The 23109-nt window shown below is 69.5% G+C and carries 21 protein-coding genes; 11 read left to right on the forward strand and 10 right to left on the reverse strand.

Going from position 1 to position 23109, the window contains the following annotated elements; genetic code table 11:
* Positions 1 to 18: 18 nt before the first annotated feature.
* Positions 19 to 1263, forward strand: a complete 1245-nt coding sequence (mshC, locus tag ACFHVL_RS06980) for a cysteine--1-D-myo-inosityl 2-amino-2-deoxy-alpha-D-glucopyranoside ligase (protein WP_416626323.1) — start codon at positions 19 to 21, stop codon at positions 1261 to 1263.
* Positions 1264 to 1326: 63 nt separating this feature from the next.
* On the opposite strand, the gene ACFHVL_RS06985 is transcribed toward mshC, so the two are convergent.
* The 4 genes from ACFHVL_RS06985 to ACFHVL_RS07000 all read right to left on the reverse strand — a co-directional run bounded on the left by ACFHVL_RS06985 (position 1327) and on the right by ACFHVL_RS07000 (position 5557).
* Positions 1327 to 2445, reverse strand: coding sequence for a lytic polysaccharide monooxygenase auxiliary activity family 9 protein (locus ACFHVL_RS06985; RefSeq protein WP_416626324.1), 1119 nt, complete (start codon positions 2443 to 2445; stop codon positions 1327 to 1329).
* Positions 2446 to 2642: 197 nt separating this feature from the next.
* Positions 2643 to 3437 (reverse strand): GntR family transcriptional regulator, encoded by a 795-nt coding sequence (locus ACFHVL_RS06990; RefSeq protein WP_416626326.1) that lies wholly within the window; start codon positions 3435 to 3437, stop codon positions 2643 to 2645.
* A gap of 144 nt (positions 3438 to 3581) precedes the next feature.
* On the reverse strand, positions 3582 to 4604 hold the full coding sequence (locus ACFHVL_RS06995) for a methyltransferase (RefSeq protein WP_416626328.1): 1023 nt from the start codon (positions 4602 to 4604) through the stop codon (positions 3582 to 3584).
* Between the two features lie 83 nt (positions 4605 to 4687).
* Positions 4688 to 5557 carry a PAC2 family protein gene (locus ACFHVL_RS07000; protein ID WP_416626329.1) on the reverse strand — a complete coding sequence of 290 codons (870 nt, stop codon included), beginning with the start codon at positions 5555 to 5557 and terminating at the stop codon, positions 4688 to 4690.
* 266 nt (positions 5558 to 5823) lie between these two features.
* Here ACFHVL_RS07000 and ACFHVL_RS07005 point away from each other — a divergent pair, with 266 nt between their 5' ends.
* Positions 5824 to 6585, forward strand: a complete 762-nt coding sequence (locus tag ACFHVL_RS07005) for a neutral zinc metallopeptidase (RefSeq protein WP_416626330.1) — start codon at positions 5824 to 5826, stop codon at positions 6583 to 6585.
* A gap of 102 nt (positions 6586 to 6687) precedes the next feature.
* Positions 6688 to 7356 carry an HAD family hydrolase gene (locus ACFHVL_RS07010; RefSeq protein WP_416626440.1) on the forward strand — a complete coding sequence of 223 codons (669 nt, stop codon included), beginning with the start codon at positions 6688 to 6690 and terminating at the stop codon, positions 7354 to 7356.
* Between the two features lie 52 nt (positions 7357 to 7408).
* Here ACFHVL_RS07010 and ACFHVL_RS07015 read toward each other — a convergent pair whose 3' ends face one another.
* The 5 genes from ACFHVL_RS07015 to ACFHVL_RS07035 form a co-directional block, all read right to left on the reverse strand.
* Positions 7409 to 9955: an ABC transporter permease gene (locus tag ACFHVL_RS07015; protein ID WP_416626332.1), complete on the reverse strand. Its 2547-nt coding sequence runs from the start codon at positions 9953 to 9955 to the stop codon at positions 7409 to 7411.
* Positions 9955 to 10722, reverse strand: coding sequence for an ABC transporter ATP-binding protein (locus ACFHVL_RS07020; protein WP_416626334.1), 768 nt, complete (start codon positions 10720 to 10722; stop codon positions 9955 to 9957). Before ACFHVL_RS07020 ends, ACFHVL_RS07015 begins: the two co-directional genes overlap by 1 nt.
* A gap of 189 nt (positions 10723 to 10911) precedes the next feature.
* Complete coding sequence (locus ACFHVL_RS07025) at positions 10912 to 11607, reverse strand: response regulator (protein ID WP_416626336.1); 696 nt, start codon at positions 11605 to 11607, stop codon at positions 10912 to 10914.
* On the reverse strand, positions 11604 to 12878 hold the full coding sequence (locus tag ACFHVL_RS07030; RefSeq protein WP_416626338.1) for a sensor histidine kinase: 1275 nt from the start codon (positions 12876 to 12878) through the stop codon (positions 11604 to 11606). The genes ACFHVL_RS07025 and ACFHVL_RS07030 overlap by 4 nt, the downstream gene beginning before the upstream one ends.
* Positions 12879 to 12943: 65 nt before the next feature.
* Complete coding sequence (locus ACFHVL_RS07035; RefSeq protein ID WP_416626340.1) at positions 12944 to 13852, reverse strand: PD-(D/E)XK nuclease family protein; 909 nt, start codon at positions 13850 to 13852, stop codon at positions 12944 to 12946.
* A gap of 120 nt (positions 13853 to 13972) precedes the next feature.
* On the opposite strand from ACFHVL_RS07035, the gene ACFHVL_RS07040 reads away from it, so the two are divergent.
* From ACFHVL_RS07040 to ACFHVL_RS07050, 3 genes are read left to right on the forward strand one after another with little or no spacing between them, the layout of a single operon-like run.
* Positions 13973 to 15142, forward strand: a complete 1170-nt coding sequence (locus ACFHVL_RS07040) for a site-2 protease family protein (protein ID WP_416626342.1) — start codon at positions 13973 to 13975, stop codon at positions 15140 to 15142.
* Positions 15139 to 16149, forward strand: coding sequence for a tRNA (adenine-N1)-methyltransferase (locus tag ACFHVL_RS07045; RefSeq protein WP_416626343.1), 1011 nt, complete (start codon positions 15139 to 15141; stop codon positions 16147 to 16149). Before ACFHVL_RS07040 ends, ACFHVL_RS07045 begins: the two co-directional genes overlap by 4 nt.
* The gene (locus tag ACFHVL_RS07050; RefSeq protein ID WP_416626344.1) at positions 16146 to 16712 is read left to right on the forward strand and encodes a hypothetical protein; all 567 of its coding nucleotides are present in this window, start codon (positions 16146 to 16148) and stop codon (positions 16710 to 16712) included. Before ACFHVL_RS07045 ends, ACFHVL_RS07050 begins: the two co-directional genes overlap by 4 nt.
* A gap of 60 nt (positions 16713 to 16772) precedes the next feature.
* Here the strand turns inward: ACFHVL_RS07050 and ACFHVL_RS07055 are convergent, their stop codons facing one another.
* On the reverse strand, positions 16773 to 17039 hold the full coding sequence (locus tag ACFHVL_RS07055) for a ferredoxin (protein ID WP_416626441.1): 267 nt from the start codon (positions 17037 to 17039) through the stop codon (positions 16773 to 16775).
* Positions 17040 to 17306: 267 nt separating this feature from the next.
* On the opposite strand from ACFHVL_RS07055, the gene arc reads away from it, so the two are divergent.
* From arc to prcA, 5 genes are all read left to right on the forward strand, one after another.
* Positions 17307 to 19088 carry a proteasome ATPase gene (arc, locus tag ACFHVL_RS07060; protein ID WP_326553697.1) on the forward strand — a complete coding sequence of 594 codons (1782 nt, stop codon included), beginning with the start codon at positions 17307 to 17309 and terminating at the stop codon, positions 19086 to 19088.
* A 208-nt stretch (positions 19089 to 19296) separates the two neighbouring features.
* Positions 19297 to 20814 carry a depupylase/deamidase Dop gene (dop, locus tag ACFHVL_RS07065; RefSeq protein ID WP_416626345.1) on the forward strand — a complete coding sequence of 506 codons (1518 nt, stop codon included), beginning with the start codon at positions 19297 to 19299 and terminating at the stop codon, positions 20812 to 20814.
* 117 nt (positions 20815 to 20931) lie between these two features.
* Entirely contained in the window at positions 20932 to 21147 is a 216-nt protein-coding gene (locus tag ACFHVL_RS07070; protein ID WP_326553696.1) for a ubiquitin-like protein Pup, read from the forward strand.
* A 126-nt stretch (positions 21148 to 21273) separates the two neighbouring features.
* Positions 21274 to 22113, forward strand: a complete 840-nt coding sequence (gene prcB / locus ACFHVL_RS07075; protein ID WP_416626346.1) for a proteasome subunit beta — start codon at positions 21274 to 21276, stop codon at positions 22111 to 22113.
* A gap of 64 nt (positions 22114 to 22177) precedes the next feature.
* A complete protein-coding gene (gene prcA / locus ACFHVL_RS07080; RefSeq protein ID WP_416626347.1) occupies positions 22178 to 23035 on the forward strand; it encodes a proteasome subunit alpha in 858 nt (285 codons plus the stop codon).
* Positions 23036 to 23109 lie beyond the last annotated feature (74 nt).

Genomic DNA, 23109 nt, shown 5'->3' on the forward strand with positions numbered 1-23109 from the left:
GGTGGATAGGGTGGCGCTATGGATTCCTGGACCGGCCATGAGGTGCCCCGGCTGCCCGGCACCGGCACGCCACTGGCGCTGTTCGATTCCGCCCGGCAGGCCGTGGCGCCCACCCGCCCGGCGAGCCCGGCGACGATGTACGTCTGCGGGATCACCCCGTACGACGCCACCCACCTCGGTCATGCGGCGACCATGATCACGTTTGACCTGGTGCAGCGGATGTGGCGTGACTCCGGGCATCAGGTGAAGTATGTCCAGAACGTCACTGACGTCGACGACCCCCTGCTGGAGCGGGCCACCCGTGACGGCGAGGACTGGGTGGTCCTCGCGATGCGTGAGACGGCGCTGTTCCGGGAGGACATGGAAGCCCTGCGGATCATCCCGCCGGACCACTACGTCGGTGCGGTCGAGTCGATCCCGGCCATCGCCGAGCAGATCCGTACCTTGATCGACAGCGGTGCGGCGTACCGCTTGACCGACGGCACTGGCGACATCTACTTCGATGTATCCTCGGCATCAGGTTTCGGTTCCGAATCCAACCTGTCCCGCGACCAGATGCTCGCCTTCGCCGCCGAGCGCGGCGGCGACCCGCGCCGGCCTGGCAAGCGGGACGCCCTCGACCCGCTGTTGTGGCGGGGAGCCCGCGATGGCGAGCCGGCCTGGGAGGGCGGCCCGCTCGGCCCGGGCCGGCCGGGCTGGCACATCGAGTGCGCGGTCATCGCCCTGGGACTGCTGGGCGATCAGATCGATCTCCAGGGTGGCGGCAACGACCTCATCTTCCCGCACCACGAGTGCTCCGCGGCCCACGCCGAGGTGCTGACCGGGCAGGCACCCTTCGCCGCGCACTACGTACACGCCGGCATGATCGGACTCAACGGCGAGAAGATGTCCAAGTCGCGCGGCAACCTGGTGTTCGTCTCCCGGATGCGGGGCGACGGGGTCGCGCCGATGGCCCTGCGCCTGGCGCTGATCGCCGGCCACTACCGGTCCGACCGGCAGTGGACCGACGACACTCTGAAGACCGGCCAGCAGCGCCTGCACCGGTGGCGCTCGGCCGCCCGGGCCGCCGGCGGCCCGGGCGGTGCCGACCTGCTCGCGGCGGTGCGCGGACGACTCGCCGACGACCTGGATACGCCCGGTGCGCTCGCGGCGATCGACGAATGGGCCGACCAGGCTCTCGCCGGGGTCGCTCCGGACCCGCACGCGCCAAGCCTGATGGCAGACGTCTGCGACGCGTTGCTCGGAGTCCGGGTCCGCGATTGAGTCGACGACCTGCCCTGCGGATGGTCCCGGACCTCCGCGGAGCAGGCCTGCTCGGGTGTCACCTCAGGTGGCGGCGCAGCTCAGTGACTGGGCAGCCGGGGTACCACTGGCAGATCCAAGTAGGCCGAAGGTGGTGCTCGCCCCGGCGCTGAGGCTGCCGTTGTAGCCGACGTTGCGGGCGGCGACGGTCGAGGCGCTGCTGGTGATGGTGGCGTTCCACGCCTGGGTCACCTGCTGCCCGCCGGGATTGGTCCAACTGACAGTCCAGCCGCTGATCGCTGTCGATCCAGCGCTCACCCGGACCTCGGCCTGGAAACCGCCCTGCCAGGTAGCGACGACCGAGAAGGCGGCGGCGCAGCTTCCTTGTCCCGGAGCTGGCGTGCCGGGGGCGGGAGTCGTGGGCGCGGGTGTGGTCGGTGCCGGTCCCGGGGTCGTGGGTGCTGGCGCGGGTGTGGTCGGTGGCGGCGTGGCTCCCGTCCCACCGAAGTTCACGTCGCTGCAGAAGTAGTAGGTCTGGTCGGCGTGGCTGGCCTTCCAGATCAGGTAGACGATGTGCCGGCCGGTACGACCCGGCGCGCTCACCGGGATGTCGACCGAGACCCCGTTGAGATTGGGGTTGTTGGTCCGGGTACCCGCGCCGGGGGCCGCGCCGCCGGTGGTCCGGACCAGCTCCAGATCGCTCCAGCGCAGCCGCTGGGTGAGTGGGTCGAACCCTTGTCGGGTGACGTAGACCAGGTGGTAGTCCGCACCGTGCAACGCTTGGTCGTGGTAGGTGGCGGTGAAGTTGTTGTCGACGTCGACCGCCCGCCAGTCACCGGGCACGTCGAGCGAGGCGTAGCGGGTGCCGCCGGTGTTTCCGGCGCTGCACAGCTGTCCATCGGGGATGTGCGCCTGGTGCTGACCGTTGACGCCGTCGATGTAGAGGCTGTTCCAGTTCCACATCGCGGTGGAGTCGGCCTGCCAGGCCTGCCAGCACATCGGGTCCTCGGTCGCCATCCGTGGGTTCTGGAAGTCGTTCGCCCAGCGTTCGTAGCAGCCGTAGTTGCGTGACGGAGGGTCGATCGACGAGCCGTGAGCGGTCGCGATGTCGGCGAGGGCGGTGGTCAGCAGCAGCGTGGCGGCCGCCGCGATCGTGAGCGCCCGCCGGGCGGGTGGCCAGACGGCGGTCGGGTGGGAAGACATGTTTGCTCCGGTCGACTCGACGGTGGGTAGCGGCGACCTGGGACAGAGGTGTTCCGCTGGAAACGGTCGCCGGTTGCCCGGGTCCCGGCGCCTGCCGCGCGACCCTCGCGACGGTCCCGGTTCTGAGATTCACACAAATCGATATCGGGTGTCAATAGTTCGGATGCAAAACAAAGTAAAGTGCGAGAACTGGCCGGTCAGCCCAGCACCAGCCCTGGATCTGGGTCCGCATCCGGCACGGGTGCCGGGATTTGATACTCCTCGGTGAGGGTGGTGACCGGGCCGGGCCAGGTCGCCTGGGCGACCTCTATCGGACGCCGGTCGGCGTCGTACGCCACGTGCAGCAGGTGCAGCACCGGGGTGTCCGGACGGATCCGCAGGGTCTGCGCCTCCTCCCGGCTCGGCTGGCGGGCGCTGAGTACGTCGCGTGCCCAGGTGTAGCGGCGGTCGGTCACCTCTTCGACCTCCTGGTACAGCGGCCGGCCGAAGGGCTCGGCTCGTTCCAGGCTGGTGCCGGCGGCATCGGCGACTCGGAGCCAGGAGGCGCCGACCTCCACCGGAGAGTCATCCGTGCGTACCAGATGGCGGCGCACTACCAGCTCGGTCCCGTCGGGCACTCCGAAGGCGTCGGCGACCTCCGGCGGCGCCGGTGCCCGGCCGACCTCGGTCAGCTGCTGTCGGTACCGCGCGGCCAGATCGGCGTGGTAGCCCCGGTGGCGTCCGTACCTGCCCCGGGCCAGCCGGTTGAGTCGGCGCCGGGTGCCGCGGACGAACGTCCCCGATCCGGGCTTGGTGATGAGCAGGCCTTCGACACGGAGCTGGTCGACGGTGCGTTGTACGGTCTGCTTCGCCACCCCGTACATGTCGGCGAGGGCGGGGATGGCAGGCAACCGCTCACCCGGTGCCCAGTCGCCTCGCCGGATTCGCTCCCGCAACTGATCTGCGATCTGACGGTGCGGAACCTCGGCCGCACCTGGATTCACGTGCTGCATGACATCTCCTCAATGGCAAACACCTAGCATCCTAGGACGCGCTAGCGGGTGTGTCCAGCCGGCGTGCCGACCAAGAACAGGGCCAGCCGAATCGAAACCCGCAAGAGGTGACCGGCCGACCGCTGTGTCGTCAGGATCGCCCGCTCACCTCTTGCGCGCGATCAGCGCCCCGTTCGCCCCGGGGGCGTCGAAAGTAACCGTACGGATCGAGCCGAAACCCGTGTCCGCCAGCCAGTCGGCGTACTCGGTCTCCGAGTAGTTTCGTCCGCCTACGGTCTCCACCAGCATGTTCATCCCCATCAGTGCCGCCTCTGGCGGCCCGGTGCGGTCCGGGTTCAGCAGCAGTTCCGAGATCACGACTGACCCGCCGGGCGGCAGCGCCTCGTGGCAGCGGGCGAGTATCCGCCGGTTGGTCGGCTCGTTCCAGTCGTGCAGGATCATGCTGAGCAGCAGCACGTCGTGTCCCAGCGGCAGCGTTTCGTCGGTGAAGAAGTCACCCGCGATGGTGTCTATCCGGTCGCTCAGGCCAGCGCTGGCGGCCTTCTCGGCAGCGATCGGCACGACGTGCGGCAGGTCGTAGACGGTCGCCCGCAGGTGCGGGAAGCGTCGGCAGAGTTCGATCGGGTACGCCCCGGAACCCCCGCCCACGTCGAGCAGCCGCTGGTGGGCGCCGAAGTCGTAGGCTTCGCCGAGCGCGCGGGCCGTGAAGAGCGACGTCGCGTACATCGCCTCCCAGAAGAGGCCGAGCATCTGCGGGTCGACGTTGGCGAATATCGAGTCTTGATCGCCCGGCTCCCAGGTCAGCGGCCGATCGTTGCGCAGCGCCTCACCGATGCGGTGCCATGGCAGATAGGTCCGCTCGTCGCAGTACCGGACCTGCCCGCCAAAGTAGTACGGGCGGCCCGCCACGAGGAACTCCTCGGCGACGGGGGAGTTGCGGTAGCCCTTCCCTCCTGGCCCCTTCTCGAGCAGCCCGAGTGAGGCACAGGCGGCCAGTAGTGTGTCCGCCGGTCGTTCGGCCAGGCCGTACCGGTCGCACAGCTCGTCGACCGTGATGGTGCGTCCGCCGGCCAGGCTGGTGAACAGGTCAAGCTCGACAGCGGCGGCGAGCGTTTTGAAGCTCCAGAAACCGGTCACCAGACGCATAAGAGGGGTGGGGGTTAGCATCCGGACATTTTCCGGTAAACAACCGTCCGGCCTATCGAGCTGTCAGTTAGCCGATAGAACCGTTCGGCTGACCGTTCGGTCAGTCACCAGGAGCCGGCCGTCGGTCCCGCCGATCCACCCCGTCGGCGTAGGTATTTTTCAAACTCCTGGGCGATCTCGTCGCCGGTCAGTGGCTGAATTCCGGCGTCGCCGACGCGTTCCTCCAGCTCACGTACGTACTCACCGAGCTCGGCGTCCTGCTCGGCGGTGGTCCGCACCCGGGCCTCCCACTTGGCGGCCTCCTCGGCCAGATCGGCCATCGGGACGGGCAGATCGAGTACATCCTCCACGCGGTGCAGCAGTGCCAGTGTCGCCTTTGGACATGGCGGGTTGTTGGCGTAGTGCGGGACGTGCACCCAGAAGGACACCGCGTCGACCTCCGCGTGGCCGCAGGCGTCCTGCAGCACCCCGACGATCCCGGTCGGTCCGTCGTAGCGGGTCGGAATGAGCGCGAGGCGCTCGGCAGCCTCCTTGTCGGACGCGGTGCCACTGATCGGCAGCGGCCGGGTGTACGGAACGTCGGCCAGCAGCGCACCCAGCAGTACCACCCGGTTGACCTCCAGGCTGTGGCACAACTCCAGCACCTGTTCGCAGAAGGTTCGCCACCGCATGCTGGGTTCGATGCCCCGGATCAGCACGACGTCGCGGTCGGTGCCCTCCGGGCTGGCAACCATGAACTTGGTGGTCGGCCATTGGACACGGCGGGTCTCGCCGTCGGACATCGCGATGGTGGGCCGGCTGACCTGGAAGTCGTAGAAGTCCTCCGGGTCGAGCGCCGCGACCTCACGCGCCTGCCAGACATCCTCCAGGTGTTCGACCGCCGCGGTCGACGCGTCCGCGGCGTCGTTCCAACCTTCGAACGCCGCGATCGCCACCGGGGACCGGAGGATCGGAAGCCCGTCGAACTCGGTCACCACGCCTCCTCGACGAGCGGGCGCCGTGGGACATCCCCGGCTGGCTGGATGGGTTGGCGACACCTGCTGGCGGGATACTTGTCGTGCCTCACCCCGCCAGCCTACGTGCCGGCTGCCGACTCGGCCGGATGGCCGCGCCGGCACCGCCGCCTGGCGGGTGATCCACCGGCCGTCTTGGTACGTGTTGTGGAACTGGGGGAGCATGGACCACAGGCGGGCCGCGCATCCGTGTCGCTGTCCGACCGTGGCGTGAGGAGGACCGGAGAATGGATCAGCCCGGCGAGCGAGTCTGGAGCCGGACCCGGCTGGTGGCGCTGTGCGCGGCCCTCGTCGCGGCAGCCGCCTGCGCGGTGTCCCCGCTGCCCGAGGGGCAGCAAGGGGAACGGAACCAGCCTGCCGTGCCCGGCGGCGTGGCCACCGGTCCCGACGGCGAGGAACTGCTGGAAGGTACGGACACGGTGGAGGAGTTCGAGCAGGACATCGCCGGTGCCGAGACTCTCGCCGACCGGTACTGGGAACAGCGGTTCGCCGGGACCGGTACGTCGTTTCGGCCCATCGGGCAGGCGGTCGCCTACTACCGGGACGGCGAGTTGGGCTGCGGCGACCAGCTGATCCCGCGCAACAATGCGGTCTACTGCCTGGCCGGCGACACCGAGTTCATCGCCTACGACGCGAACTGGGCATACGACGTGTTCCAGGCAGTCGGCGACTCCTTCCTGTTCTACCTGATCGGGCACGAGTACGCGCATGGCATCCAGGTTCGGCTGGAGCTGGAGTACGCGTTCAGCATCGAACGTGAGCTTGCCGCTGACTGCCTGGCCGGTGCGTACCTCGGCGACTCGGTGCGCGAGGGCACGTTGCGACTCGACGACGGGGACCTGGACGAGTTCCAGTTGGGGCTGGAGGCGGTCGCGGACGACCCGGACCAGCCATGGTTCGAGGAGGGGTCGCACGGCACTGCCGAGCAGCGGATCGCGGCGTTCTTCAGGGGCTACGACGGGTCACTGGCCGGTTGCGATCTGACGTGACCGCCGGCGGGGTGATCGGCCGGAAGACGGATCAGGCAGGATCGGCGCGGGAGCCTGCGTCTGACCAGGGAGGTCCAGTTGAGCATCCGGATGCCTGCGGCCGTGCTGTTCGACATGGATGGCACGTTGATCGACAGCGAGAAGTTGTGGGACGTGGCTCTGAACGAACTCGCGGCCCACTACGGCGGGCGACTGTCCGCCTCTGCCCGGCTCGCCATGGTCGGTTCCGACCTGACCACCAGCATGTGTCTGTTGCATGACGATCTCGGCCAGCCATGGCGTGACGGACGCGCCGGTGCCGAGTGGCTGACGCGCCGGGTGGCCGAGCTGTTCGCCGTCGGTATCGAGTGGCGTCCCGGTGCCGCCGGCCTGCTGCGGGCGGTCCGGTCGGCGGGGTTGCCCACCGCCCTGGTCACGTCTACCGAACGTGGGTTGGTGGAGGTGGCGCTGCGGACGTTGGGCCGGCACCACTTCGACGTGATTGTCTGCGGAGACGAGGTGCCGGCGACGAAGCCGGACCCGGCACCCTATCTGGCCGCGGTGGCCGCCCTCGGTGTGCCGGCCGGGCGGTGCGTCGCGGTCGAGGACTCGCCGGCGGGGGTGGCCAGCGCCCACGCCGCAGGGGCGGCGGTACTGGCGGTGCCGGCCGAGGTGATGCTGACTGTGCCGGCGGGCGTCGCACTGCGGACGACGCTGGCCGGGCTGACGGTCGAGGATCTGGCCGCGCTGGTGCTGGCGAGTGGTGCCGGGCATCCGGTGACCGCGACCTGACCCCGTGCGTCGTGGGGTCCGGTTGGATCCCACGACGCACGGGAACCGGCAGCTACTCGTAGGCGATCGCCTGCAGCACGTTCAACCGCGATGCCCGCCATGCCGGCCACCAGGCGGCCACCACACCGGCCAACCCGGCCGCGACGACGAACCCGACCAGCTGACCGTACGGGATGCTCACCACAGAGAGCACGTCCTGGCTCTTCATCGCGTACGAGGCCGCCAGACCGAGTGCCACGCCGAGTCCGACGCCGAGCAGGCAGCCGAAGACCGCTATCAGCAGGGACTCGACGCGCACCATGCGGCGCACCTGCCGCCGGCTCATCCCGACCGCCCGCAGCAGACCGAGCTCGCGGGTCCGTTCGTAGATGCTCAGTACCAGTGTGTTCACGATACCGATGAACGCCACCAGCACAGCGAGGGCGAGCAGTACGTAGAAGATGCCGAGCAAGGTGTCGACCAACTGGTTCTGCTGCTCGACGAAGCTGCTGCGGTCACCCACCGTCACCAGTGGGTAGTCGGCCATCAGGGCCTCGGTCTCGGCGACGATCCCGGCGACGTCGGCATCTGGCGCGACGCTGACGAACCCCTGGTACGCCAGCGGGCCGGCGAAGTACTGCACCTGCGACGTCGGCAGGATCAGCCCTGCGGTCAGGGCGGTGCGGTAGATGCCGACGATCTCGTACGACCGTTCGCCGCCCCGTGGCATGTCGATGTTGATCTCGTCGCCGACGGCCCAACCGTTGGTCTCGGCGGTGTTGACGTCCACGACGGCCTCGCCGTCACCGGCGTCCAGCCGGCCCTGTTCGGTCTCGAACGCGAACGTCGAGCCGGCCTGTGCCAGGTCGGTGGCGGAGACCAGCTGGTTCGGCTGGTCGTCGGCGGTCAGGATCGTGAAGTGGTAGGCGACCGTGCCGGTCACCCCGTCGATCTCGGCGACGTCGTCGAGCCGCTGCGGGTCGAAACCCTCCCGGCCGGTCGGCAGTTGCTGCCCGCCGGTCAGGATGATGATCTCAGCGCCGAGCCCGTTGTCCACCAGGTCGGTGGTGGTGGCCTTCAACGACGCGCCGATCACCGCGATGGTGCTGACCAAGGTGACGCCGATCATCAGCGCGGCGGCGGTCACCGCCGTCCGGCGCGGATTGCGCAAGGTGTTGCGCCGGCCGAGGGCGGTGGCGGTGCCCCAGCTGACCAGGCGTCCGATGGCACCGGCGACCGGCCGGGTCAGCGCCGGTGACAACAAGGCGACGCCGATGATCGACAGCAGCACTCCGCCGCCGAGGGCGATCGCGGTCAACCCTGGTACGCCGGTGAGCCCGGCGGCCAGCCCGACCGCGCCGATCGCGGTGACCACCGCGCCGGTGACGGTGAGCCCGGTGAGCGACTTGTCCGGCCGGACCACGTCACGCATCGCGGCGATCGGCGGCACCGATGAGGCGCGGATCGCCGGGACCAATGCTGCGACCACGGTCATCAGGACGCCGACCAGGTAGGACGCAGCCACTGCCACCGGTGAGATGATCAGCCCGCCGGCCGGCAGCGACAGCGCGCTGACTGCCAGGTACTGCAGGCCGGCGGCGACGCCGATGCCGGCGGCGAGACCGAGGGTGGATGCGATCACCCCGACGACCACTGCCTCGACGAGCACCGTCGAGGTGACCTGGCCCCAACTGGCACCCAGCGCCCGTAGCAGCGCCAGTTCGCGGGCGCGTTGGGCGACCAGGATGTTGAACGTGTTGAAGATCAGGAACATCCCGACCAGTAGGGCGACCAACGCGAACCCGAGGAAGAACCAGTTGACGAAGGTCAACAGCTGGGTGAACTGGGATGCCTGTTGGTCGGCGACCTCCGCGCCGGTGAGCGCCTCGAATCCGGTGGGCAACTCGTCGGCGACGATCCGCTTGAGTTCCTCGTCGGCGATGCCGGTGGCGGCGGTCAGTTGCGCCGTGCCGAACACCCCGGCCTCGCCGTAGAACAACAGCTGGGCCTGGGGCACAGTGAAGGCCACCAGGGTCTCACCGCCGAGAGTGGCTCGCCCGCCGCTGTACTCCAGCAGACCGACCACGTCGTACTCGCTCGTCTCGTAGGCGCTGGAGACGTAGACCCGCAGTCGGTCGCCGACGCTCACCCCGGCCTGCTCGGCGGTCAGCCGGGTCACCGCGACCTCGTTGTCCGCGGTGGGGCCGCGCCCCTGGGCCACCTGCAACAGCGGGTCGTCGCCACCGTCGTCGGCGAATCCGATGCCCAGCTGTGGAGCTTGGCTGGGCACCGCCTTGCCGTCGTCGGCCCGGAACGGGATCACTCCGGTCGCGCTGGCGTCGCCGGTCACCGCTGCCACACCGTCGAGTGCGGCGAGCCGGTTCAGGTCGGCCTCGGTCAGCAGTGGCGGTTCGGCCTGCGCGTTGGCGGACTCGGTGGCCTGCACCTGCACCGCGACGTCGGCGTTGACGGTCTGGAACAGCTGCTCGAAGCGGTTGCTGAGGCTGTCGGTGAGCACCGTGGCGCTCGAGACGAACAACACCCCCAGGATGATCGCCACCCCGGAGAGCACCAGCCGGAGTTTGCGCGAGAGCAGGCTCTTCAACGTCGCGCGCAGCATCAGGCGTGCTCCTGCCCGGCGATCGCCACGACGTCGAGGTTTTTCAGCTGGTCGAGAACGGTCTCGGCGGTGGGCTCGAGCAGTTCGGTGACGATGTGTCCGTCGGCGAGGAAGACGACGCGGTCGGCGTAGGAGGCGGCGACGGGGTCGTGGGTGACCATGACGATGGTCTGGCCGTGGTCGCGCACCGAGTTGCGGAGGAAGCCGAGGACGTCGGCGCCGGCGCGGGAGTCGAGGTTGCCGGTGGGTTCGTCGGCGAAGATGACGTCGGGGCGGGCGACGAGGGCGCGGGCGCAGGCGACGCGTTGTTGTTGTCCGCCGGAGAGTTGGGTGGGTCGGTGATGGAGGCGGTCGCGTAGTCCGACGGTGTCGATGACGGTGTCGAACCAGGTGGAGTCTGGTTTGCGGCCGGCGATGGACAGGGGGAGCAGGATGTTCTCTTCGGCGGTGAGGGTCGGTAGGAGGTTGAACTGTTGGAAGATGAAGCCGACTTTGTCGCGGCGGAGTTTGGTCAGTCCGGTGTCGTTGAGGCCGGTGACGGTGGTGTCGCCGATGGTGATGGTGCCGCGGGTGACGGAGTCGAGGCCAGCGAGGCAGTGCATGAGGGTGGATTTGCCGGAGCCGGATGGGCCCATGATGGCGGTGAAGCGGCTGCGTTGGAGGTCGAGGCTGACTCCGTGCAGGGCGATGACCTGTGCCTCGCCGGAGCCGTACACCTTCCAAACGTCCACCGCACGGGCCGCCTGGCCTGTCACCGTCGTCGTCACGTCTACCACCGTTCTCAGCGTTGTCGTCTGCTGCAACGGTAGGTTCCGGAGTACCCGGATCCCTCGTGCCCGGGAACGGTTTGCTGCCTGGTCCGGGCATGAGCGCCTCTCCAACCTGAGAAGGATCTCAGCTGGCTCGCGATCCGCCGCACGGCCGACCCGGACTACCACCCCCGGCGGCGCGGCGCCTCAGCTACCGGGTCGGACCAGCCCGGATTCGTAGGCGAGCACCACCGCCTGGACCCGGTCGCGTAGTCCGAGTTTGGTCAGCACGTGTCCGACATGGGTCTTGATCGTGGTCTCGCTCACCGACAGCACGGCCGCGATCTCCGCGTTGGACATTCCCCGGGCCATTTGTAGGAGGACCTCGCGTTCCCGTTCGGTCAGTACGCTCAACGTCTTCGGCGTCGCCGCGTCGGGGTCCGGTAGCGCCAGTGCGAACTTGTCCAGCAGCCGGCGCAGGATCCGGGGAGCAACGACCGCTTCGCCGACCGCCACCGTGCGGATCGCGGCGACCAGGTCCTCGGCTGGGACGTCCTTGGCGAGGAAGCCACTGGCGCCCGCCCGTAGCGCGCCGACGACGTACTCGTCCAGGTCGAAGGTGGTCAGGATGAGCACCCGCACCGGAAGTCGGGCGTCGACGATCGCCCGGGTGGCGGCGACACCGTCCATCCGGGGCATCCGGATGTCCATCAGCACCACGTCCGGCAGCAGCCGCCGGGCCAGGTCGACGGCTTCGGCACCGTCGCCGGCCTCACCGACGATGTCGAGGTCGTCCTCGGCGCCGAGCACCATCCGGAAGCCGGTGCGCAGCAGCGGCTGGTCGTCGGCCAGCAGTATCCGCACCGGTCGTGCGGCCGGCTGCGCGATCGTGGGCTCGGTCACGGGGCTCCTTCTCGGGTGGCCGCGCCCAACTGCTCCATCGGCAGTTTGGCGTAGATGCGAAAGCCGCCGCCGGGGCGTGGGCCGGTTCGCAGCGTGCCACCGTACAGGGCGACCCGCTCACGCATCCCGACCAGTCCGTGGCCCACCTGGGTGTGTTCGGGCGCCGGACCCCGGCCGGTGTCGAACACCTCCACGATCAGCCAGTAGATGCCGAAACTGAGCCGGACCTCCGCGGTCGCCGCCCCGGCGTGTTTGAGCGCGTTGGTGAGGGCTTCCTGGACGATCCGGTACAGCGTCAGCGTCACCCCCGGGTCGAGGTCGCCGGGTACCCCGTCGACCCGTAGCGTCACCGGTAGACCGGCCTCGCGGATCTGTTCGACCAGTGACTCGATACCGCCGAGACCGGGCTGAGGGGCGAGGTCCGCGCTGGCAGGTTCGGTGTCGGTCCGCAACACGTCGAGCAGTCGCCGCATCTCCCGCAGGGTGCTGCGGCTGGTTTCGGCGATCGTGCCGAGCGCCTCGTCGGCGGCGTCGGGGTCGCGGCGCAGCACCCGTCGGGCGCCGGTGGCCAGTACACCCATCACACTGACGTGGTGGGCGACCACGTCGTGCAGTTCGCGGGCGATGCGCCGTCGTTCGTCCGCGACAGCCTGTTCGGCGGCGGCCCGCTGGTTCTCCTCGGCCACCCTGGCGCGTTGGGCCAGCGCCAGGGTCGACGACCGCCGGGCGTGCACGGTACGCCCGATGAAGAAGCAGACCAGCGCGGTCGAGCCGTTGACGAACAGTACGTACGCCAGGGAGAGCCCGGGAAGTTCCGGGGTCGCCGGTCCCAGCGCGCCGGCGACCAGGGCGGGCAGCCAGAGCAGGACGGTGGCGAGGACCGACGGGCGCAGCCGTAGCCAGGCCGCCGCGGTGTAGGTCAGGATGATCAGGGTGATCGCCAGGCCCGTCGGCTGGTGTCCGGTCGCCGCCGGGACGACCACCATGACGGCGCTGAACAGCACCGCCGGCCATAGCAGCACGCGGCGAAGTGCGACGGGTACGGCCGCGATCAGGCTCCAGGCGATGATCGCCGGCCAGCTGAGGCCGCTGTCGAACTCCGCGGGACTGGTCGCGGAGAGCAGCAGGTCGACCAGGACGACCCCGGCAGCAAGCAGACCGTCTTGCAGCAGCAGCAGCGTCGGCGTCGACGAGTCGGGGCCGACGGCCCGGATGATCCGCCACCACCGGGATGTGCGCTGCCGGGGCGTACCCAGCGAGGTGGCAACCATGAGGTGACGGTAACCGCTGCGCCGGGCGTTGTACCGCCTGCCACGGCCTGAACCGGTCTCCTCCTTCAGGAGGAGACCGACTCGTTCGCCGGTTCGGGGAACGGTGGCGGGGTACCGCCGTACTGCGGGCAGTAGGCCTGATAGCTGCACCAGTCGCAGAGCCGGCTCGGTTTGGGCCGGAAGTCGCGGTTCTCGGTGGCCTGTACGATCGCCCGCCAGAGCGCCAGGACGGTGCGTTCGAAGCGTTCCAGCTCCTCGGCGTCCGGTGTGTAGTCGCAGATCTCGGCGTCGCGCAGATACAACAGCCGCAGCACGCGGGGGACGACCCCGCGGGTGCGCCACAGCACCAGCGCGTAGAACTTCAGCTGGAACAGCGCCCTGGACTCGAACGCCTCGCGGGGCGCGCCGCCGGTCTTGTAGTCGACCACCCGTAGGTCACCGGCGGGGGAGACGTCGAGCCGGTCGATGTAGCCACGGATCAGCAACTCGCCGTCCACCACCGCGTTGACCAGGCTCTCCCGCTCTGCGGGCTCCAACCTGCGGGGGTCTTCGATGGTGAAGTAGCCCGACAGCAGTTCGCGGGCGACCGCCAGGAAGGTGTCGAGGTCCGGGCGGGGCGAGGCGTGCCCGGCCGGCTGGTCGCTGCTGTCCGCCGCTGCCGCCGGCGAGGAGCCGTCGGACACGAGGTCGGCCAGCGTCGGGTCGGCGGCGGCCAGCCGTTGCCAGGCAGGTGCGACCAGGTCGGCGGCGGCCGCGGGGGTGCGCTGCGCGGCGGGCAGGTCGAACAGTTGTTCGAGTACGGCGTGCACCAGGGTGCCCCGGGCTTGCTCGGCCGTGGTGCGCTCGGGCAGCCGGTCGATGCTGCGTAGGCGGTAGAGCAGCGGGCAGGTCTTGAAGTCGGCCGCCCGCGAGGGCGACAGGGTGGCCTGTCGTGGTGGCTCGACGTCGGGCAGCCCGTCTGGGCCGATCGTCATGAGTCGTACCGTTTCCGCCGTCATAGCTGGCAGGTTATGGCACGGGTGTGACGGCGAGCCGGGCGGTGGTTGCGGAAACCGTGCGCGGCGGGCCGCACGGCGTTCCGTAGCATCAACCTGATGGAGGACACCGCACAGCGTTCCGGATCCCGGCCCGACCGGCGGCCCGGAATCAGTCTCGGCCGGGTCCTCGGGTTCCCGGTGTATCTCAACGCGTCGGTGCTGCTGCTCGCGATCCTGGTCACCGTGCTGTACGGCCAGTTCGTCCGGACCCAGCTGGACGTGCCGCCGGCGGCCCGGTACGCGGTGGGGTTCGGGTTCGTGGTCTGCCTGCTCGGCTCGGTGCTGCTGCACGAGTTGGGCCACGCGTTGACCGCCCGCCGCTACGGGATGGGGGTGCGTGGGATCACCCTGGAGATGCTCGGCGGGTACACGGAGATGGACCGGGACGCCCCGACCCCGAAAGTCGATCTGCTGGTGGCGTTGGCCGGACCGGCGGTGTCCCTGGTCCTGGGGCTCGTCGCCGTGGTGGTCACCCTGTTGCTGCCCGACCGTACGTTGATCAACCAGTTGGCGTTCCAGTTGGCGGTGGCGAATCTGCTGGTAGCGGTCTTCAACTCGTTGCCGGGGCTGCCGTTGGACGGTGGCCGGGCGTTGCGGGCGGCAATCTGGGCGATGACCCGGGACCGGCACATCGGCACCGAGGCCGCTGGCTGGGTGGGGCGGGCGGTGGCCGCCGGCACCGCCGGCCTCGTGGTGCTGCTGACGGTCGCCGACATCCTGTCGCCGTTCGGTCTCGTCTTCATGTTGCTGGTCGCGTTCACCCTCTGGCAGGGCGCCGGCCAGTCGATCCGGGTCGCCCGCATCGGCCGGCGGTTCCCGCTGATCGACCTGGCGGCGCTGGCCCGGCCGATCTTCACCGTGCCCAGCGGGACCCCGTTGGCGGAGGCGCAACGCCGCGGCGCCGATGCCGTCGCGGCACCGGGTCGCGGCGAGCCCGCGCTGGGGGTGGCAGACTCGGCGGGTCGATTGGTGGCGCTGGTCGACCGGGCCGCGGCCGCGGCCGTTCCGCCGGCGCGCCGGCCGTGGGTCGCGGTGGACACCGTCGCCCGGGGCGTCGACGGGGTACGGCGGATCCCACTGGGGCTCGCCGGTGAACACGTGGTACGCACGGTGCAGGAACACCCGGGCGCGCAGTACCTGGTGACCAGGGACGAAGATGTGGTCGGTGTGCTGCATGTCGCCGATCTGGCGCAGCTGTTGGAACCGAACCGAAAGATGAGCCTGTGACCCCTCCGCCGACCGTCGTCGTTGCCGGCGATGTCTCCACCACGCCGATCTCTGCCCGGCGTGGTCCGTTCCAGCCGGGTGACCGGGTGCAGTTGACCGATCCGAAAGGCCGGATGCACACCATCACCCTGGCACCCGGACGTTCCTTCCACACCCACCGGGGGGCGCTGGAGCACGACGCGCTCATCGGTTCGCCCGACGGCAGCGTGGTGACCTCCGCCGGCGGCACCGCGTACCTGGCGCTGCGCCCGCTGCTGTCCGACTACGTACTGGGGATGCCGCGCGGCGCCCAGGTGATCTACCCGAAGGACGCCGCGCAGATCGTCGCCATGGGCGATGTCTTCCCCGGCGCGCGGGTGCTCGAGGCCGGCGCCGGCTCGGGTGCGCTGACCTGTTCACTGCTGCGGGCCGTCGGCCCCGGCGGTGAGGTGCACTCCTACGAGATGCGGGCGGATTTCGCCGACATCGCGCGGGCGAACGTGGAGTCCTTCTTCGGTGGGCCGCACCCGGCCTGGCGGTTGCACGTCGGAGATGTCGCGAGCTGTGGGCAGGTCGGGTTCGACCGCATCGTCCTGGACATGCTGACGCCGTGGGAGGCGCTGGAGCTGGTGGCGCGGGCGTTGGTGCCCGGCGGGGTCTTCGTCGGGTACGTGGCGACCACGCCGCAGCTGAGTGAACTGGTCGAGGCGTTGCGAGAGCACGGGGGCTTCACCGAGCCCAGAGCGTGGGAATCGCTGGTGCGGGACTGGCATGTGGACGGGCTCGCCGTGCGTCCGGATCATCGGATGATCGGGCACACCGCGTTCCTGGTGTCCACCCGCCGGCTGGCGCCGGGGGTCACCGCCCCACCGAGGCGGCGCAAACCCAGCAAGGGTGCCGAGGCGTACGCACAGCGTCGTCGTGAGCGTGACGCGTCCGCACCGGCGGACGCAGGCGTCGGCCCTACCAGCGGCGGCGAGCCGTCCTCGCCTGTCGAGTACGGGCCGGTCGGGACGGAGGCGGAGTGAGCCGTCCGGCGTTCGGGGGTGGCGAGTTGCCGGCTGTCTTCCCCGACTGGTCGCCGTACGTCGACCTCGACGCGGCCGCCCGGGCGTATCTGCGTGACCCGGATGTCGCGTTGGAGGCGCTCGGTGGCGTGCTGGCCGGCGCCGAGGTGCTGGCGTTCACCCTGGAGAGGTTCGTCAACGAGGTCAACGGGGTCTGGCAGGAGGTGGCGGTGTGCGACGGGAGCAGGATGGTGCTCTGGCACGGCGAGGATGTCCCGCCCGGTGACGGACCGGTCGGTTCGATGACCTCGTCGCTGCGGGTGGTGCCGCTGTCGACGGTGACCGAGGTCGGCTGCCGACGGCGGTTGACCCGTACCCCGTCGGGCGGTATCCGGGTCGACAGCGTCGATGTGTACCTGTTGCTGAGTTCGCAGGACGAGACCCAGCCGGACGAGCAGATCGGGCCACGGCACGACGCGCTGCGGTTCGGCAAGACCCTCGACGACGGGGGTTCGGGGCAGATCGGGCGTCTTGAGGAGTTTGCCCGAGTCGTTGCCGCCGTGGTGGGCCGTCCCCTACTGTGATTCAGACAACTCAACGTCCGGCAGTTGGCCGGCCCGGCACCTGGTGCCGGGGGGAATGGATCAGTCGGCGTCCGGGCCGGCCACCTCGGTCTGGTCGTCGGCGCGGACCACGTGGATGCACTCGCCCGGGCAGTCCTTCGCCGCGTCGATCACGTCCAGTCGTAGCCGGGCCGGCACGTCCACCCGGACGCCCTCGGCGACCTGCAGCTCCCCGTCGGCGTCCTTGACGTAGGCGAGCCCGTCGATGTCGAACTCGAAGACGTCTCGGGCGTACTGCACACACAGCCCGTCGCCGGTGCAGAGGTCCTGGTCGACCCAGACCTGCAGCTGCGCCTCGGTCGGGCCTGGTTCGCCCGCTTGTCCGGCAGGCCGGGTCTCGGTCGGGGTCGTCACGGCGTGCCTCCCTGGTTCGTGCCCGCACTCGACGTCCGACGGTACCCGACACGCCGCGACACCGTGTCGGGAGCCCACCGGAGGGCCTGCGTCGTGAACAATGCGATCAACGTTGTGGGACGACTGTGTTGCGTGGGTTCGAAACGTCGGGCAAACAGCTAGTGTTATGGCAGAACGTTTTAGCCCCCGGGGAGGTGGGACGTGGCACGCAGCGACGACGCGGACTCGCGCGCCGCACGGTGGGAGAAGGAGACCCACGATCTCTCCACCCAGGTCGCGTTTCTTCAAGAGGAACTCGCTCTGGTGCGGCGCAAGTTGACCGAAAGCCCCCGACACGTCCGGCAGCTCGAGGAACGGCTCGCGGCAGCGCAGGCGCAGCTGGCTCGGCTGACCGAGAACAACGAACGGCTCGTCGCCACCCTGAAGGAGGCGCGGGCCCAGATCGTCACGCTCAAGGAGGAGATCGACCGGCTGGCGCAACCACCCAGCGGGTACGGCGTCTTCCTGGCCCGACACGCCGACGGCACGGTGGACGTGTTCACCGGTGGCCGCAAGCTGCGGGTGGCGCTCTCGCCGTCGTTGGACGCCGAGGAGCTTCAACGCGGCCAGGAGGTCCTGCTCAACGACGCGCTCAACGTGGTCGACGCGTTCGGCTACGAGCGGGTCGGTGAGGTGGTGATGCTCAAGGAGCTCCTCGACAATCCGACCGGTGAGCCGAGTGATCGGGCGCTGGTCATCTCACACGCCGACGAGGAGCGGGTGGTTCATCTGGCGGAGACGCTGGTGGGCTCCGCGCTGCGCGCGGGTGACTCGCTGATGATCGAGCCCCGGTCGGCGTACGCCTACGAGCGGATTCCGAAGAGCGAGGTCGAGGAGCTGGTCCTGGAGGAGGTGCCGGACGTCGACTACACCGACATCGGCGGCCTGCACTCCCAGATCGAGCAGATCCGCGACGCCGTCGAGTTGCCGTTCCTGCATGCGGAGCTGTTCCGCGAGCACCAGCTGCGTCCACCGAAGGGCATCCTGCTCTACGGGCCGCCTGGTTGCGGCAAGACCCTGATCGCCAAGGCGGTGGCCAACTCGCTGGCCAAGAAGATCGCCGAGCGGCGGGGGGAGGAGAAGCACACCAGCTTCTTCCTGAACATCAAGGGTCCCGAGCTGCTCAACAAGTACGTCGGCGAGACCGAGCGGCACATCCGGCTGATCTTCCAGCGCGCCAGGGAGAAGGCCGGCGAGGGCACCCCGGTGATCGTCTTCTTCGACGAGATGGACTCGGTCTTCCGGACCAGGGGCTCCGGTGTCTCCTCTGACGTGGAGAACACCATCGTCCCGCAGCTGCTCAGCGAGATCGACGGGGTCGAAGGCCTGGAGAACGTGATCGTCATCGGTGCCTCCAACCGGGAGGACATGATCGATCCGGCGATCCTGCGTCCCGGGCGCCTCGACGTCAAGATCAAGATTGAGCGGCCGGACGCGGAGGCGGCCAAGGACATCTTCTCCAAGTACATCCTCACCGGGCTGCCGCTGCATCCCGACGATCTCGCCGAGCACGGCCGCGACCCACAGGCCACCGTCGCGGCGATGATCGACGCCACGGTGTTGCGGATGTACTCGGAGACCGACGAGAACCGTTTCCTGGAGGTCACCTACGCCAACGGTGACAAGGAGGTCCTCTACTTCAAGGACTTCAACTCCGGAGCGATGATCCAGAACATCGTCGACCGCGGCAAGAAGATGGCGATCAAGGAGTTCCTCACCTCCGGGCGCAAGGGGCTGCGCCTACAGCACCTGCTCGACGCGTGCGTCGACGAGTTCCGCGAGAACGAAGACCTGCCGAACACCACCAACCCGGACGACTGGGCACGAATCTCCGGCAAGAAGGGGGAGCGGATCGTCTACATCCGCACCCTCGTCTCCGGGGGCAAGGGCGCCGAGGCCGGACGGTCGATCGAGACAGCCAGCAACACAGGCCAGTACCTCTGACGCCGGACCCTCGGTGGACCCGGGCCGGACCGGGCCCGGGTCCGCCGAGGGGGGACAGCCGGACCCGGGCCGGATCGGACTCCGGCCCGGTCCCCGATCCGTCACCGTGACGACCGCACCGCCCGCACCGCCCGCCACGTCCGGATCCGTCGGTGCGCGGACTACGCTCGACATGCACGGGCACCGACGGAAGCGATGAGGTAACGGCATGAGTGTGCGGCGGATCATGGGCTCCGAGGTGGAGTACGGCATCTCCGTGCCGGGCCAGCCCGGAGCCAACCCGATGGTCACCTCGTCGCAGGTGGTCAACGCGTACGGTGCCCGACCCGAGCTGAACCGCGGTGGCCGGGCCAGGTGGGACTACGAGGAGGAGTCTCCGTTGCGCGACGCGCGCGGGTTCACCTACTCCGGCGCCGCCTACGACCCCGCTGAGACCCTCGCCGACGAGGACCTGGGCCTCGCCAACGTCATCCTCACCAACGGGGCACGGCTCTACGTCGACCACGCCCACCCCGAGTACTCCACCCCCGAGGTGACCAACCCCCGTGACCTCGTCCGCTGGGACAAGGCGGGGGAGCGGGTGATGGCGGAGGCGGCCCGCCGGGCGGCGACGATCCCCGGTACCCACCCGATCCAGCTCTACAAGAACAACACCGACAACAAGGGCGCCAGCTACGGCGCACACGAGAACTACCTGATGCGCCGGCAGACGCCGTTCGCCGACATCGTGACCCATCTCACGCCGTTCTTCGTCACCCGGCAGATCATCTGCGGGGCGGGCCGGGTCGGGATCGGACAGGACGGCTCCCACTCCGGGTTCCAGGTCTCCCAGCGGGCCGACTTCTTCGAGGTCGAGGTGGGCCTGGAGACCACCCTGAAGCGGCCGATCATCAACACCCGCGACGAACCCCACGCCGACGCCGACAAGTACCGCCGGCTGCATGTCATCATCGGTGACGCCAACCTTTCGGAGATCTCCACCTACCTCAAGGTCGGCACCACCTCGTTGATCCTGTCGATGATCGAGGAGAAGGCACTCGGCGCGGACCTCGGCATCGCCGATCCGGTGGCCGAGCTCAAGGCCGTCAGCCACGACCCCTCCCTGACGCATCTGATGCGACTGCGCGACGGTCGCCGGCTGACCGCGCTCGACCTGCAGTGGGCTTTCTACGAGCGGGCCAGCGTCTTCGTCGCCGACCGGTACGGCGACGACGTCGACGAGGCCACCGCGGACGTCCTGCGGCGCTGGGAGGGCGTACTGGACCGACTTGGCCGCGACGTGATGTCCTGCGCCCAGGAACTGGACTGGGTCGCCAAGCTGCGGCTGCTGGAGGGCTACCGGGAACGGGAAGGGCTGACCTGGGCTTCACCCAAGCTGCATCTGGTCGATCTGCAGTACGCCGACGTACGCCCGGAGAAAGGCCTCTACCACCGCCTGGTGAGTCGTGGGGCGATGCGCACGCTGCTCGGCGACGCGGACACCCGCAGCGCGATGGTCGAGCCGCCGGAGGACACCCGGGCGTACTTCCGCGGACGGTGCCTGGCGCGGTACGCCTCCGAGGTGGTCGCCGCCAGCTGGGACTCGGTCATCTTCGACATTGGCCGCGAATCCCTGGTCCGGGTGCCGATGATGGAGCCCGAACGCGGCACCCGGGCGCACGTGGGCGCACTGTTCGACCGCTGCGCCAGCGCCAAGGACCTGCTCGAGGCGATCACCAACAGTTGACCGATCGAGTGGGGGGCGGCCAACGCGGTTCGCTACGCGCGAACGTGGCCGGCGCTGTCCCGATCCGTCGCCCCCGCGAGGTAAGTTTCACCCAGGCGATCGTTGAGGAGGCACCTGATGGCAACCCGTGACAGCGGCGGTCAGTCCCAGTCTGGCAAGACCCGCCGCGCCGAGGAGGTCGACGAGGTCGTCACCGAGGCCGATCCCGAAGCCGCCCAGCGGCACGCGGAGATCACCGAGGACGTCGACGATCTGCTCGACGAGATCGACTCGGTTCTGGAGGAGAACGCGGAGGAGTTCGTCCGTGGCTACGTCCAGAAGGGCGGCGAGTAGCCGCCGATCGGCGGCGATGATCGCACCCGCCGGGTGCGCACGCTAGTCTGCTTCAACTACACCAACGGCCCAGGGAACCCTGTGGCTGGCTGGTCAGGACGATCACGTTCGGCAGAGAGGGACCACGTGGCAGCGGGATTCGATCCATCCGGACGCCTTCCGGACGTGTTTACCAACGCGGGGACGTCATCCTTCACCCAGTTCCTGGCGACAGCTGCGCCGGATCTGCTGCCGGGGCGCCGCCCGCTCCCGCCGGGCCTTTCCGCGGACGTGGCGCCGCACGCGACCACGATCGTGACCATCGTCACCGCCGAGGGCGTGGTGATGGCCGGTGACCGGCGCGCGACCATGGGCAACCTGATCGCCAACCGCGACATCGAGAAGGTACATCCCGCCGACGCCTACTCGCTGATCGGAATCGCCGGCACTGCTGGTATCGGCATCGAGCTGATGCGACTGTTCCAGGTGGAGTTGGAGCACTACGAGAAGATGGAGGGCGCGGTGCTCTCCCTGGACGGCAAGGCGAACCGTCTCGCGTCCATGATCCGCAACAACCTCGGTGCCGCCCTGCAGGGCCTGGCCGTCGTGCCGCTGTTCGCCGGGTACGACCTCGCCGCCACCGACCCCGCCAAGGCAGGTCGGATCTTCAGCTTCGACGTCACCGGCGGGCCGTACGAGACCACCGGCTACGACGCGATCGGCTCCGGCTCGCTGTTCGCCAAGGCTGCGCTGAAGAAGCGGTACCGGTCCGGGCTGAGTAGTGCGGAGGCGGTCCGGCTCGCCGTGGAGGCACTCTACGACGCGGCCGACGACGACACGGCCACCGGCGGGCCGGATCTGACCCGCCGGATCTTCCCGGTCGTGATGACCGCGACCGCCGCCGGCACCCACCGGCTCACCGACGCGGAGTCGGCCGATACCGCTGAGGCCGTCGTCGCCGCGCGCACCGAGAATCCAGGCGGCTGAGCGGTCCCGCGCCGACCGTCCGTCCGCTGTCGTCGATCCACCTGGCCGAAGGAGAGCCGCCGCCGTGGCAATGCAGTTCTACGCCTCGCCCGAGCAGATCATGCGGGACCGTTCCGAGTTGGCCCGCAAGGGCATCGCCCGGGGTCGCAGCGCACTCGTGCTGAGCTACGAGGGTGGGGTCCTGTTCGTCGCGGAGAACCTGTCCAGCGCTCTGCACAAGGTCAGCGAGATCTACGACCGCATCGGCTTCGCCGCGGTCGGACGGTACAACGAATTCGAGAACCTGCGCCGGGCCGGGGTACGCATGGCAGACCTCAACGGTCTGAGCTACGACCGCCGCGACGTGACCGGCCGAGCGTTGGCCAACGCCTATGCGCAGACCCTGGGGGCCATCTTCACCGAGCAGTCCAAGCCGTTCGAAGTCGAGATCTGCGTCGCCGAGGTGGGGTTGGACTCCGCCGCCGATGAGATCTACCGGTTGACCTACGACGGTTCGGTCACCGACGAGCCTGGATGTATGGCGATGGGCGGCCACGCCGAGACGATCGCCGGCACGCTGAAGGCCGACCATCGGGCCGACATGTCCCTGGCGGAAGCGATCGAGCTCGCGGTGCGTTCGTTGGCTGCGGTCGGCAGCGAGAACGGTGCGGCGCGAAGCATCTCCGCGAATCAACTGGAGGTGGCGGTGCTCGACCGCCGCCGCCGAGGGCGTACCTTCCGCCGCATCACCGGCGCCGCCCTGACCGCGCTGTTGGACGGGGAGCCCAGCGGCACGCCCGCCCCGGCCGCCGAATCGCGGACCGGCGACGCCCGCGCCGCCGGTCCGCGGCTGCCCGAGTCGGTGCCGGACAAGCCGACCTCATCCGCCGCGTCAGCGGACCTGGAGGACGCCGCCGGCTCCACCGACACCGACGAGGGCTGAACCAGCCGCCGCCCGGTACCGGCTTTGGCGATCAGCTCGCCCGGTACCGGGCACGCATCGAGGACGAACAACGC

It is taken from the genome of Micromonospora sp. LOL_023 (assembly GCF_048060115.1).
Taxonomy (GTDB): domain Bacteria; phylum Actinomycetota; class Actinomycetes; order Mycobacteriales; family Micromonosporaceae; genus Micromonospora_E.